General features: G+C 44.3%; 15 protein-coding genes. 11 read left to right on the top strand and 4 right to left on the bottom strand.

All coding sequences use genetic code 11. The annotated features are described in order from the left end of the window. Positions 1-36: 36 nt before the first annotated feature. The 7 genes from QXR61_00215 (at position 37) to QXR61_00185 (ending at position 7,968) form a co-directional block, all read left to right on the top strand. On the top strand, positions 37-2,727 hold the full coding sequence (locus QXR61_00215) for an ABC transporter substrate-binding protein (protein ID MEM3756378.1): 2,691 nt from the start codon (positions 37-39) through the stop codon (positions 2,725-2,727). A gap of 68 nt (positions 2,728-2,795) precedes the next feature. Next, positions 2,796-3,857 (top strand): ABC transporter permease, encoded by a 1,062-nt coding sequence (locus QXR61_00210; GenBank protein MEM3756377.1) that lies wholly within the window; start codon positions 2,796-2,798, stop codon positions 3,855-3,857. Between the two features lie 3 nt (positions 3,858-3,860). Beyond that, the gene (locus tag QXR61_00205; protein MEM3756376.1) at positions 3,861-5,261 is read left to right on the top strand and encodes an ABC transporter permease; all 1,401 of its coding nucleotides are present in this window, start codon (positions 3,861-3,863) and stop codon (positions 5,259-5,261) included. Next, complete coding sequence (locus tag QXR61_00200) at positions 5,262-6,224, top strand: ABC transporter ATP-binding protein (protein MEM3756375.1); 963 nt, start codon at positions 5,262-5,264, stop codon at positions 6,222-6,224. A 4-nt stretch (positions 6,225-6,228) separates the two neighbouring features. Then, positions 6,229-7,206, top strand: a complete 978-nt coding sequence (locus tag QXR61_00195) for an ABC transporter ATP-binding protein (GenBank protein MEM3756374.1) — start codon at positions 6,229-6,231, stop codon at positions 7,204-7,206. Then, on the top strand, positions 7,199-7,408 hold the full coding sequence (locus tag QXR61_00190; GenBank protein ID MEM3756373.1) for a hypothetical protein: 210 nt from the start codon (positions 7,199-7,201) through the stop codon (positions 7,406-7,408). Before QXR61_00195 ends, QXR61_00190 begins: the two co-directional genes overlap by 8 nt. 2 nt (positions 7,409-7,410) lie before the next feature. After that, positions 7,411-7,968: an adenylyl-sulfate kinase gene (locus QXR61_00185; GenBank protein MEM3756372.1), complete on the top strand. Its 558-nt coding sequence runs from the start codon at positions 7,411-7,413 to the stop codon at positions 7,966-7,968. Positions 7,969-8,136: 168 nt separating this feature from the next. On the opposite strand, the gene QXR61_00180 is transcribed toward QXR61_00185, so the two are convergent. From QXR61_00180 to QXR61_00165, 4 genes are all read right to left on the bottom strand, one after another. Then, positions 8,137-8,511, bottom strand: coding sequence for a thioredoxin domain-containing protein (locus tag QXR61_00180; GenBank protein ID MEM3756371.1), 375 nt, complete (start codon positions 8,509-8,511; stop codon positions 8,137-8,139). Positions 8,512-8,613: 102 nt separating this feature from the next. After that, the gene (locus QXR61_00175) at positions 8,614-9,033 is read right to left on the bottom strand and encodes a ferritin-like domain-containing protein (GenBank protein ID MEM3756370.1); all 420 of its coding nucleotides are present in this window, start codon (positions 9,031-9,033) and stop codon (positions 8,614-8,616) included. A gap of 77 nt (positions 9,034-9,110) precedes the next feature. Then, positions 9,111-9,590 (bottom strand): hypothetical protein, encoded by a 480-nt coding sequence (locus tag QXR61_00170; protein ID MEM3756369.1) that lies wholly within the window; start codon positions 9,588-9,590, stop codon positions 9,111-9,113. 78 nt (positions 9,591-9,668) lie between these two features. Continuing rightward, positions 9,669-10,097 (bottom strand): Lrp/AsnC family transcriptional regulator, encoded by a 429-nt coding sequence (locus QXR61_00165; GenBank protein ID MEM3756368.1) that lies wholly within the window; start codon positions 10,095-10,097, stop codon positions 9,669-9,671. A 117-nt stretch (positions 10,098-10,214) separates the two neighbouring features. Between QXR61_00165 and QXR61_00160 the strand changes: the two genes are divergently transcribed. From QXR61_00160 to QXR61_00145, 4 genes are all read left to right on the top strand, one after another. After that, positions 10,215-10,715, top strand: coding sequence for a rubrerythrin family protein (locus QXR61_00160; GenBank protein ID MEM3756367.1), 501 nt, complete (start codon positions 10,215-10,217; stop codon positions 10,713-10,715). Between the two features lie 32 nt (positions 10,716-10,747). After that, positions 10,748-10,909 carry a rubredoxin gene (locus QXR61_00155; protein MEM3756366.1) on the top strand — a complete coding sequence of 54 codons (162 nt, stop codon included), beginning with the start codon at positions 10,748-10,750 and terminating at the stop codon, positions 10,907-10,909. A 51-nt stretch (positions 10,910-10,960) separates the two neighbouring features. After that, positions 10,961-11,575: a superoxide dismutase gene (locus tag QXR61_00150; GenBank protein MEM3756365.1), complete on the top strand. Its 615-nt coding sequence runs from the start codon at positions 10,961-10,963 to the stop codon at positions 11,573-11,575. 201 nt (positions 11,576-11,776) lie between these two features. Continuing rightward, a complete protein-coding gene (locus tag QXR61_00145; protein ID MEM3756364.1) occupies positions 11,777-13,744 on the top strand; it encodes an alpha-galactosidase in 1,968 nt (655 codons plus the stop codon). Positions 13,745-13,769: the final 25 nt, after the last annotated feature.

Raw genomic sequence — 13,769 nt, 5'->3', positions numbered from 1 at the left:
TGGGGCCTCATATATCTCTTAGGAGTGATGTCTGATATGAAATTTAAAACAAATATATTAGCAGCATTCCTTCTGACAACCTTTGCTCTTAGCATAGTGTTAGCAAATGTTCCTGCGGCTTCAGCTCAAGCTGCCCCCAAGGGTCCATGGGTTGACGAAGTCGTATTCTCTGTGGAAACAGATGAAGCGAAGACCGTGGATATGTTGCTTAAAAACGAGATACAAGTGTACTTTAGGGATATAAGGGATCCAGAGTTGTTCAAGAAGATAAAGGCTTCACCGGATCTCTGGTACGTTACATCTTATGGATTATACTTTGAATTGACATTTAACCCTGTGGGGCCAGAGTTTCCTGCAACTGGTAAATTGAATCCTTTCTCTGTCCCGCAGATAAGGGAAGCGATGAACTACCTAGTTGATAGAAAATATATCTGTGATGAGATAATGGCCGGAATGGGCGTGCCGAGATACACGACCCTGACGCCAGCCTTCCCAGACTATGCGAGATACGCAGACGTAGTCAAGGAGATCGAGAGGGAGTACAGTTACAATTTTGAGAAGGCTAGGGAGATAATTACTGAGGAGATGATTAAGCTCGGCGCCCAGCTCGTTGGCGGAAAATGGCATTATAAGGATGAGCCGGTTACAATAATATTCATTATTAGGGTTGAAGACCAGAGGAGAGCAATAGGCGATTATGTGGCCTCGCAGCTTGAGAAGCTGGGTTTCACAGTTGACAGGCAATATAAGACCAGTAGGGAGGCAGCGCCCATATGGATTAGAGGCAACCCAGCGGATGGAAAATGGCACGTCTATACGGGTGGATGGATAACAACCCTTGTCTCTAGGGACGAAGCGGATAACTTTGGCTTCTTCTATACGCCGAGGGCTGGTTTAGGGCCCCTATGGAGCGCTTATAAGCCAGCACCAGAATTCGACTACGTAGCTGGTAGATTATGGACTAGAGACTATAGAACCATTGAAGAAAGAGACGATCTCATGAGGAAAGCCCTAACGCTTTCAATGAAGGATTCCGTGAGAGTGTGGCTGGTTAGTCAGACAGCTCCTTGGCCAGCTAGAAAAGAGGTATCGCTAACGTATGACTTGGCAGCAGGTTTCTCTGGCGCAAGGTTATGGCCATACACTATTAGATACATTGATAAGGTTGGCGGCACGGTTAGAATAATGTCTACAGATCTACTCGTAGACCCTATAAATCCTGTTAGTGGAAGCGACTGGATATATGATGCCATGTTCTATAGGGCTTTATCTGACCCAGCCGTTATGCCAGACCCGTTCACCGGACTCTACTGGCCACAGAGGGTTAAAAAAGCAGAGGTCTATGTCGAAAAAGGATTGCCTGTGGACGTCACCCTAGACTGGGTGTCTCTAAAATTTGTTGACGAAATAGCGGTGCCAACGGACGCATGGTATGATTGGAACCCGGAGAAGCAGGAGATAGTTTATGCTCCTTCAGGAACAAAAGCCAAAACGAAGACCGTAGTCTACTACGACGATAACTTATTTAACATAAAGTTCCATGATGGCAGTAAACTCTCGCTGGCAGACTTTGTGTTCGCCTATATATTGACTTTTGATAGAGCTAAGTCTGAAAGCCCGGTTTACGATGAATCATATGTTCCCACATTTGAGGCTTTTAGAGAGTACTTTAAGGGCTTTAAGATATTGAGCACTAATCCATTGGTCATAGAATACTATTCGGATCAACTGTACCTTGACGCTGAGTGGATAGCGTGGGCTGCTGCAACAGCATTCTACCCAGAGTACACGTATGGCCCGGCCCCATGGCATATGGTTGCCATCGGCTGGCTTGCTGAGGCGGATAATAAGCTGGCATTCTCAGCCGATAAGGCTGAGAGCCTTAAAGTTGAGTGGATGAGCTATATTGCTGGTCCATCAATACCAATACTTGCCGAATCCTTAGACAAAGCCATTTCAGAGAAATTCATACCCTACAAGAACGTGCTAGGCAAATATGTTAGCGAGGCAGAAGCTCTAGAAAGATATAATAACTTGAAGAGGTGGTATGAGGCGAAGGGCCACTTCCTCATCGGTCATGGGCCATTCTACCTAGATAGAGTCGACCCAACAGCTAGAATAGTGGTGTTGAAGGCTAACAGAGAATTCATAGACTCAGCCGACAAGTGGCTTAAATTCTCTAAGCCTATGATACCGGAGGTTAAAATTGCCGCTGCACCTAAAATTGTGCCTGGTCTCTCAGCGGAGATTAGGGTTTCAGTAACATTTGAGGGCAAACCATACGGTGCGGCAGATATGAGCTATGTCAAGTATATTGTTACCAGTCCAACAATAACGCTTATCGGCACCGCTGAACCGGTAGCGGACGGCGAATGGGTTATTAAACTTAAGCCGGAGGAGACGTCAATGTTGGCTGCCGGGGCGGCCAGCATAGATGTGATAGCTGTGTCTAAACTAGTTGGCATGCCAGTATCTGCGAGCGGGTCAGCTATCGTTATGAGTGAAACAGAATATCTTATGAGCGAGTTGGCGAAGGCTAAAGCCGACTACGAAATAAAGATGTCTGATCTAAAGTCTGGGCTGGAAGGCAAAATCAATGAGCTTAATGCGAGGATTGATGAGCTGAGAGGTATGGTGGGTGCAGCCACAACAGCCATGTACGTTGGCGTAATAGCCATAATACTCTCCGTAGTAGCGATAATACTACCAATGCTAAGAAAGAAGTAAAGAAAAACCACTACTTTTTTATTTATCCTTTTCACCTATTTTTTCTCTAGATCACGAGGAAGGAGCGAATGTTTACAAGAGTAGCGAAGTATATATTGAAGCGCGCTGTCACGCTTTTAGTGACTGTAGTTATTGCAGTCTATGTAACAATTTGGATTGCAAACATGGGCGGATACGTCGATGAAATAATTAAGAGCGATATACTCCTCTCAGTTTCGCAGAGCGTTCGGCAAAACCCTCTGTATAGGGGATTAAATGAGACCCAAATAATGAAAATAATAAATGAAATTTATGATAATGAGCTGAAGAAAATAGGTTTTGACAAACCGTTCATATATAGAAGCTTCATTTATTTGAGGGATGCCATAACTCTCAGTCTTGGAAGAGCACTATTCTTAAGCAGCGACAGCGGGTCGAAGAATGTCCGGATAATAATTCTTGAAAGGCTGCCAAACACCGTTCTCCTATTTACAACAACGCAGATGATACTATTCTTTATAGGATTGTTTCTCGGGCTATTCCTCTCAAGGAGATATGGAAGTTTTCTGGATAGGCTCTCAGTCTTACTTGCCCCCCTCTCATCCCTACCCGGGTGGTTTTACGGAATATTCCTCATATTAATTTTTGCCTCATTCCTAAGGCTATTGCCATATGGGGGAATGGTTGATATCCCGCCGCCGACGGATAGATTGGCTTACGCTTTAAGCGTCCTAAAACATATGATTCTACCGGTCTTATCTTGGCTAATAGCTTACTCGTTCATAAACGTCTATGTGAGGAGAACATTCTTCCTAATGTTTTCAAGCGAGGATTATGTGGAGTTTGCAAAGGCTAAGGGTTTACCGGACTCCCTAATACAGAGGAGATATATACTTAGACCAACACTACCACCAATAATAACAGACTTCTCATTAACATTGATCGGCTCATGGATGGGAGCAATAATAACCGAGAGGGTGTTCAACTGGCCTGGGATAGGAAGCCTATTCTACGCGGCATCCGTGATATTTGATACACCTGTACTCGTAGGGCTCGTAGTCATTTACGCTTACCTCCTCGCAGCAACGGTGTTCGTTCTTGAATTCGTTTATGTGCTCTTAGATCCGAGGATCAGGGCTGGAGGGACATAAAAATTGTCGAAGGTTAAGCAAGCCTTAAGTCAATTACTGCTTTACAAGTCTGCGCTCATTGGATCAATCATCATCCTGTTTCTAGTCGGGGTCTCTATTTATACGATCATAACCCTACCCTATGAGGAAGCTACGCGGCTCTGGAGAGCTGGCGAACAGTATTGGCTGGATAACCCACGTAACGCCCTACCATCATGGATGAACATTTTTTCACAGAAAAGGCTTCCAGAAACAATAGTTTTAACCACGGAGAAAGCTCAAGTAGGCGTCTCTAAGGCGATAGTTCCCACTGAAAAGTTCAGTATTATTAAGATTAAGTTTTCATTTAACTATGAATATGATGATTTTCCAAGCGAAATAAACCTGTTTTTTAAGGCGAAATTTAACGAATCTAGCCCCTATTTGACAATTTACTGGGTTAAACCCAATGGGGACCAAATAAATCTAAAGACGCTTTTAGTATCGAGGGAAGATAGATATTATGTGTCAGGCGACGAGGATGTGGCTAAGGATCTTAGGAGATATATTTCAAAGAAGATCAACGTTACTATAGAATATGAGACACCGGTCACAATTCTGCTCTTTGCGCAGGAGGATGCCAGTATTTTGAACCCTGACACGGTTAAAGTTATGAAGGGAACATATGAGCTTCTAATAGATGGTATCGCCTTCGAGTCTAATGCGGATCTGAATGCTAAATTAGTAGTGTATGGCAAGGTTTATGGATTGGCTGGTACAGATCATTATAGAAGGGATCTAAGCATAGCGCTCTTATGGGGCACGCCTATAGCGCTCTCCTTCGGCGTAACCGCTTCGGTCACAATAGCTTTAATACAGATGTTTATCGGAGCCATTAGCGCCTGGTTTGGAGGGAAGGCGGATACTGTTCTACAAAGGGTTACCGAAGTCTTTATGATTCTTCCATTCCTACCGCTACTAATAATGATATCCACGTTCTATAAGTTCAATATATGGGTTCTTTTAGCAGTTGTCATAGCGCTCACGGTGTTCGGCAGTGGTGTTAAAAATTATAGAGCAATTTTCCTACAGGTCAAGGAATTTCCATACGTGGAGGCTGCTAGAGCCTACGGGGCTGGTAACCTTAGAATAATAATGTTTTATTTGATCCCGAAGGTTCTCCCAACAATGATTCCATCAATAGTTATCTCGGTTGCAGACTTCGTCTTCCTTGAGGCCGCGTTGGCGATACTTGGCTTAGGTGACCCGTTAGCCCCTACATGGGGGAAAATAATTGATGACGCATATACGCAGGGAGCATTATATAAAGGGTTATATTACTGGGTTTTACAACCGTCAGTAATGTTAGCTTTGACCTCGCTAAGCTTCGCGATGCTGGGCTTCGCACTAGATAAAATATTTAATCCAAGGTTAAAGGAGATGTAAATGGTCGGGGAACACTTGAACGTAAAGAATTTAGTGATGTATTACAGGACGATGAGGGGCGAAGTTAGAGCGGTCGATGACGTGTCCTTTTCATTATCTAAAGGGGAAACGATCGCCATAATAGGTGAATCTGGCTGCGGAAAGAGTTCACTAGCAAAGTCAATAATAAGGTTGCTGCCCAGAAATGTTTCTGTATACAAGGGTGTGATCATGTTTAACGGCACAAACATAGCGGGTTTAGACGAAGAAGAATTCAGGAAGAGAATTAGATGGAGTAAGATTACGTATGTCCCGCAGGCAGCGCTGAATTCCTTGAACCCTGTAGTTAAGGTTGGAGAGCAGATGATAGAGCCCCTCATCCTAATCCATAAGATGGATAAAAGGGAAGCACTTAAGAAGGCTGTTGAAGCATTAAGAAAAGTTGGCATAAGTGAAAGCTTCATAGAGTGCTATCCATTTGAGTTAAGCGGTGGAATGAAGCAGCGAATAATAATAGCGATGGCTCTCCTTACAAACCCGGAACTGATGATTCTAGATGAGCCTACCTCCTCCCTGGACGTGTTAACTCAAGCTAGCATCATGAACCTTTTAAAGAGCATTAAGAGAGATGTAGGGTTAAGTATGATATTTATAACCCATGACATCGGGCTCTCAAGCGAATTAGCGGATAAAATTGCGGTGATGTACGCTGGCCAAATAGTTGAGTTTAATACGACGGAAAAATTTTATGGCGATCCGAAGCACCCATACTCCCAAAAGTTAATGGAGAGCGTCCCGACGCTTAGAACCGATAAGAAGCTAGGTTTCATACCCGGCTCGCCGCCTAGCCTCTTAAATCCGCCTAGGGGATGTAGGTTCGCTGAAAGATGCCCATTTGCCTTCGGTAAATGCATTGAGGATCCTCCTATAACCTATTTGAATGAAGATTTTTATGTTAAATGTTGGCTTTATGCGAAGGAGTAGGAGTATGAGCACACCATTATTGATGGTCGAAAACCTGAAAAAGTATTTTGAGATAAAAAGAGGTTTATTCGGCAGGAAACTCTATCTAAAGGCTGTCGATAATGTGAACCTAACATTAAATAGAGGGGAAGCTGTCGCGGTGGTCGGTGAGAGCGGCTGTGGAAAGACAACTCTCGGCAAAACAATACTTAGGCTGTATGAGCCAACCGATGGAAGAATAATATTTGATGGAAAAGATATAACTCATTTAAAGTGGAAAGATTTAAAGTGGTATAGACGTGAGACAGGCTTAGTCCAGCAGGATCCTTTTGGTGCGTTACCGCCATTCATGACCGTGAAGAGGATATTGGAGGAGCCGCTGATAATTAATGGAATAGAAAGTAAGAAGGATAAAGAAGAGAGAATTTATAGGGCCTTAGAGAGGGTTAAGCTGATACCAGTTGAAGACTTCATCAATAAGTATCCGCATATGTTGAGTGGGGGGCAGCAGCAGAGGCTGGTTATAGCCAGAGCTACAATCCTAGAGCCAAGGATGATAGTTGCCGATGAGCCCGTCTCCATGCTAGATGCATCAGTTAGAATAGAGATTTTAAATCTGCTCCAAGAATTGCAGCAGAAATATAGTCTGAGCATAATATATATAACACACGACCTTTCCACCACAAAATACTTCTCGGAGAAAATTTGTATAATGTATGCAGCCCATATTTTTGAGGTTGCTGAAACAAGGGAAATATTGGTCAACCCGTTACATCCGTATACTAAAGCTTTACTGAACGTTATACCGGATCCTGACCCGGCAAACCGCCTTATAATTAGAGATGTGCCGGTGGGTGAACCACCCAACCTAATAAATCCGCCGACAGGCTGCCGCTTTAATCCAAGATGCCCAAACTTCATGAAAGGGGTATGTGACGTTAAGGAGCCCCCATTAATAGAAGCCAGTAGAGGGCATTATGTGAAGTGTTGGCTTTATGGTTAACATGCGAAAAGAACATATTGAAATAATCATCGGGGGAATAATGCTAGTAGTAAGCTTCTTAATATCGTTTCTCATGGTCATCGGGATTCTAGAGAAATCGTATGTTCTATCGATAGCCGCGTTCACGTCATCATTTGCGGGTCTACTAATAGGCTATCATGGGATATATGGACTAATAGTTACGCGCCGAAGGAAAGGGTGAAAATGTTTAACAGTGGCTGGTGCGTTTGGGTTACCGGTTTGCCCGGCAGCGGCAAGTCCACTGTCGCACATCTATTGGCCGATAAGCTTAAGGCAATGGGCGTACACGCTTATGTTCTTTCTTCGGATGCTCTACGTAGGGTTATAACGCCTAACCCCAAATACACTGAGGAGGAACGCGACATTGTTTACGGCGCGCTCGTCTACATCGCTAAGATTCTAACGGAGAACGGTGTGAACGTTATTATTGATGCTACTGGCAATAGGCGTAGGTACCGCGATAACGCTAGGCGCCAGATACCATCATTTATGGAAGCCTACTTAAGATGCCCCCTAGAGGTCTGCATTGAGAGGGAGTCTAAGCGTAAAGCGGACGCCTATGGAGCGCCTAGAGAGGTTTACGCTAAAGCCTTTAAGGGCGAGAGCAAAACTGTTCCGGGGTTAGGGGCACCATATGAGGAGCCGTTAGACCCGGAGGTCACGGTTGACTCGGATAAGATCAGCCCAGAGGAATGCGCCGAGAAAATATTAGAGACCATTATGAAAAGGTTTATGAGATGAACAGCAGCCTCTCTTAACAGCGCAGCGTCATGTTGATGCTTTTGTATCCATTAAAATTAATCACGAAACTATTTCTGCAATAATAGCTTAGATAGCGCGTCTGGGAGATACATCATGGTTTCCATCTCATCAATAAAAAAAGGCTAATGTTATAGGAGTCGTATCAAGTTACTCTAGTTTCGTGCTTTGTTTGACGCATTCTCTATAGCGCTCCATTATATCCTCAATAACATGTTTTAGGTGGGCTTTTGGAACAAAGCCGACTATTGAGCTGATATGTCTGCCGCTGCAGTAGAAGGCGATTGTGGGCGTACCCATAACGCCGTTTCTAATCGCTATATCCCTATTCCTAGGGCTCTTAAGCACGTTGAATCTCACGAATTTTGCCCTATCCCTATACTCCTCAGCAACCTCCTCGAAGACCGGGTTCAGCCTAATGCACCATGGGCACCTCTCATGCCAGAAATCCACAACGGTTAATATGTCGGACTGTAAAACCTCTCTTTCCCAGTCCTCAGCATCAACATCCAGCACGCTCGCCATAATTTCACCACAATACCTTTTAAGGAAAACTGTTAATTTAAGCCTTACAATAATTTTGAGAATAAGAGGAAAAAATTGGATTGAGTTTGACGGGAATCTATTTTAGATTTCTTCTAGGAGTGTTGTGAAGAAGTCGTGGTGTTCTTCTTCATCCTTTAGTATTCCTTCGAATAGAACTGCCGTTGTTACATCGTTTTCTTTGCGAGCCTTCTCTATTATTATTTTATAGAGTTTTATCGCGTTCTCCTCGTCTTTCACGTCCCGCTCAATCATCTCTTTCAGCGTCTTCCCCACAAATATTTCTGAAGGCTTAGTTGTTGGGGTGCCGCCTAAATAGACAAGCCTTTCCGCTATAGCTTCAGCATGCTTCATCTCGGTTATGGCTATCTTCTTCAACTCCTCTTGGACGGCGAAGCCCTTAACGCCGCTCCACTGGACGTGCTGCCATATGTATTGTATGGATACCTGAAGTTCGCGCGCTATAGCATCATTCAATAAATCCAGAAGTTCTTTGGAAGCCAAATTTTTACCTCCTTTACCTTAAATATATTTATGTATTCGCTTAAATACTTTACATCAACTCCCGGATTATTTTCATCCTATCCTCCGGGGGCTCCATGAAATGGTGTGCTTTTCCACACTATATCCCACCACTCGTCTTCAGTTATTGTTTCTCCGCGAACAATGATCTCCAGAACCTGTTTTAGGAGTGCGTGATGCCTTTTCTCATCCTCTAATATAGCTGTTAGGAGTAGCTTAACCTTCTCGTTCTCCACAGTAGGTAGAATGCTGTTAATCTTCTCTATTAGCTCGGCCTCTATCCGTATATGCTTCTCCACAACCATTCTATGCCTATCAAGCTGCTCCTGCGAAAGGGCCTGCGGCGCTGTTGTTAAAAGCGTTAGGGCTGAGGCATACATGTCTGTGTGCTTAGCGGAGTCTAGGGATATCCCCCTCAAAACCCCTTTAACGGCCGGGTTTTGCATATCCTGTAGGGCTTCGTTGAGAGACTTCACAATTTCATTCTCAACAGTGATCTGTTTCCTAATAAAATCCAGCAAATCATCTTTCACGGTCAAATTTTCCACCAACTGTCCTCCGCTACGGGACGATAAACAATAATAGAGTCTTAGACTACAATATTAGCGTTCCGCTAACTATTCTTTAAGTTTCTCCGATATTATTGAGGGGCAAACTCTTTTAACGCCGTCTATTGCGCCTATTCGCTCCGATATTATTCTCATTAAATCCCTTGTATCTTTAGCCCACACCTCAACCATAATCATGTGGTCTCCTGTGGAAGTAGCCACATATCTTGTCTCGGGCAGCTCACATAGCTTCTGGGACACCTCTAGAATCTTTGAAGGCTCAACGTCTATGCCAACTATCGCAATAACGTTAAAACCTATCTTAGAGGGCTCAACTATAACCGTGAACCTCTTTATAACACCTTCCTGCCTCATCTTCTCCACTCTCTTTCTAACAGTGGACTCACTTACCTTAAGCTGATGAGCAATCTCAGTGAAAGATACGCTAGCATCTTTCTGCAAGATCTTTAGGATTGCTAAATCAGTATTATCCACCATACTTTCCTTCACCTTAATTCATTATTTAACTATTTTTTATCCGAAAAACACACATAAAACTTTTAAATTTAATACAGAATAATAAATTTATTGTGAGGTTATGGAGGAATTATATACATGAGAAAGATGACTGAAGATAATTTAAAGAGCGCTTTCGCCGGGGAAAGCCAAGCGCATATGCGTTACCTGATTTTCGCAGAGAAGGCTGAGGAAGATGGGTTTAGGAATGTTGCTAGGCTATTTAGGGCCATAGCGTACGCTGAGCAGGTTCACGCCGCTAACCATTACAGTGTTTTGGGAATGATTCGCAGTACAGCGGATAACCTTCAGGAGGCTATAAACGGAGAAACCTATGAGGTTAACGAAATGTATCCGGCGTATAACGCTGTTGCTAAGCTACAGGATGAGAGGGGCGCCCAGAGGACGACTAAGTGGGCTCTGCAGGCGGAGAAGATCCATGCGGCAATGTATCAGAGGGCTAAGCAATCCGTTGAAAGCGGCAAAGACATATCGCTGGAAGCAATATACATATGTAGCGTGTGCGGCTACACGTCGGAAGAAGAACTTGACAGATGCCCAATATGCGGCGCCACTAGGGATAAAATAAAGAAATTCTAAAGCATGTTATAACCTAGATTGGGGGCTGAAAATTGGATAAGTGGGAGTGCCGGATCTGCGGCTACATCTACGACCCAGAGATAGGCGACTCAACCCAAAATATAGCGCCGGGAACACCATTCAAGGAGTTGCCGGACAACTGGGTTTGCCCAATATGCGGGGCCTCAAAAAACATGTTCAGGAGAATAGGTTAAAATAAATATAAATGTCGTAATAAAGAATATATTGTTTAGGGAGGTTTCTTGTTGGAGACCGCTAAATTATATGTTTTGCCTCAGCTGCCCTACGGTTATGGTGATTTAGCGCCATATATGTCTGAGGAGCAGCTGCGAGTTCATCACACGGTTCATCACCAAGCCTATGTTAATGGGGCTAATGCTATACTTAGGAGGCTGGACAGCGCCCGAAGAGAGAACGCGGATATAGATGTGAAGGCGGCTTTAAAGGAGTTCTCATGGAACATTGGAGGGCACTTGCTGCACTCGTTGTTCTGGAGGAACCTTGCTCCTCCAGGTAAGGGCGGCGGCAAACCTGGCGGAAAACTAGCCAGTCTCATCGAGGGCGAGTTCGGGAGCTTTGAGAGGTTTAGGAAGGAGTTTACTCAGGCTGCTGTCAGCGTTGAGGGTTCCGGTTGGGCTGCGCTGACAATATGCGGGCAGACCGGACGCCTAATAATTATGCAGATAGAGAAGCATAATACTAACATATATCCGACCTTCCCAATCCTAATGGTCCTAGACGTCTTCGAACACGCCTACTACATAGACTACAAGAATAGGAGAGCGGACTTCGTCGAAGCCTTCTGGAACATAGTCAACTGGGACGAAGTTAATAGAAGGCTTGAAGAAAAATTGAAATGAAAACAAATGAAATCTCGCATATCTTTGCCAGCAACTTTAGCATCAAATCTAGCGTCACTTTAAATTCACTTTTTCTTTAGTGTCTCCTTACGCCTCTAAAGCCACCGCTAAAAAGATTTATGACACTATTTATCCATATATCCAGTCATGTTCCCCCTCGTTTGGTCTCTCGCGGATTCTGTAGAGGTTAAAACCTGGGTAATGCGGATTTTCGCTCAAAACACTATACCGCCATTCTCATTTACTTACGCCGGTAAGCCTTCATCGTATTTTATTCATTCATGGGATTTTGCGAGCGAGCAGAAACAAATTGATGATGAAAGATCCCTATGCCTTTTCACTTGGGGTGACCCGCAAACAAACCTTGAATTGAAATGCGAATGCACATTATTCTCAGATTTCCCAGCTGTTGAGTGGGTCCTAAGGTTTAATTTTCTTAAAGGTGCCGCCAATAAGTCGCCGCTGATCGAGGATATTCAAACGCTTGATCTGAAATTCATATCTCAGTCAAGTAAAGGCTTCATTCTCCATCGTTCTCTCGGCAGTAGTGCTCAGCGAAATGATTTCGCGCCGATACATGAAGAGATAAAACAAAACACCACACTTAGTTTTGCTCCAATTGGCGGGCGCTCATCAAACACAACTGCATCGCCCTTCTTTAATCTTGAAGCCACCGATGAGGGCGGAGTCATAATTGCAATAGGTTGGTCTGGCCAATGGTCGTCACTATTCACGCATGAAGGAGATGGCGTCAAAGTCCAAGCTGGTATGGAGTTAACTCGCTTAAGCCTTTATAGCGGCGAAGAGATCCGCACTCCACGCGTATTGCTACTCTTCTGGCGCGGCAATGATTTTCTTATCGGGCAAAACATGTTCCGCCGCTTCATTCTCAAGCATCGATCACCTAAGCAGGATGGCAAATCTGTTATGCTTCCTCTCTCCTGCTCATCATGCGGGCCGCCAGATGAAGCGAATCAAGCAACTGAGCAGAATCAAATTAATTTCGCATCACAGTTTGTCCGTTATGGCGTCGAATATTTTTGGCTTGATGCAGGTTGGTTTGAGGGGCGCTGGCCTAATGGTGTCGGTAACTGGTTTCCGCGTAAGGATGGTTTCCCAAATGGTCTTCGCCCCATTTCAGACGCTGTGAAAAGGATGGGTATGAAAGGGATGATCTTATGGTTTGAGCCCGAGCGTGTTTTTCAAGGCACATGGATAGACCGAGAGCATCCAGACTGGGTTTTACGCCTCCCTGATAACCCAAATGGTCTGCTTAATCTTGGTAATGAAAGCGCCCGGAAATGGCTGACGGAACATATCTCAGCGATGATTGAGAGTGAAGGCATCAGTATTTATCGGCATGACTTTAACATTGATCCGCTGCCCTTCTGGCGTGCCGCCGATCCACCGGATAGGCAGGGGATCACGGAGATACGTTACATTGAGGGACTATATGAGTTTTGGGACGAGCTTTTGCGGAGGCATCCAGGCCTGCTAATTGATAATTGCGCATCTGGCGGCAGACGAATTGATCTTGAGACTATTTCAAGAAGTATTGTGCTTTGGCGTAGCGATTACCAGTATTTTGAACCGGTTGGGCAGCAGTGCCATACGTATGGTATCAGTCTTTGGCTCCCAACAACGGCTACTGGATGCGGCTATCCTAAGGCGTATCTGCTTAGGAGTGCTGCGAATAGCGGTGTTAACTTATGGGTTCCTTGGTCGCCTAACGCATCACACGAGATCTATAGTCGTTATCTACCCCGTTATGTGGATTGGAGAGCGGACAAACCTATCGACGTTGATTTTGCAAAAGCGCTCATCGAGGAGTTCAAGGAGATATGTCGATTCTTTTTTGGCGATTTCTATCCATTGACGCCATACAGCACCGCTGATGATGCATGGATGACTTATCAATTTCATGACCCAGATCTTAGTGCTGGCGTTGTCTTAGCGTTTCGAAGAAGCGAATGCGGTTACCCATCAATTTATTTAAAATTACGCGGATTATCGGAGACAACTCGTTATCTTATTGAAATAGTTGATGAACAGCTAAATCGGAAGACGTGTCAAGCAACAGGCAAGCAGCTTACTGATGGAATTGAAATATCGTCCGAGGCAGCTCCATCCTCCACCTTAATAATCTATAGACCCGCGCCCACTTATTAATAGATCTTTCAGCTCCATCTAGCGG

This window comes from Candidatus Bathyarchaeia archaeon, assembly GCA_038882715.1.
Taxonomy (GTDB): Archaea; Thermoproteota; Bathyarchaeia; order Bathyarchaeales; family DTEX01; genus DTEX01.
The sequence above is the reverse complement of the archived record's forward strand: the minus strand, read 5'-3'. Positions and strand labels throughout refer to the sequence as shown.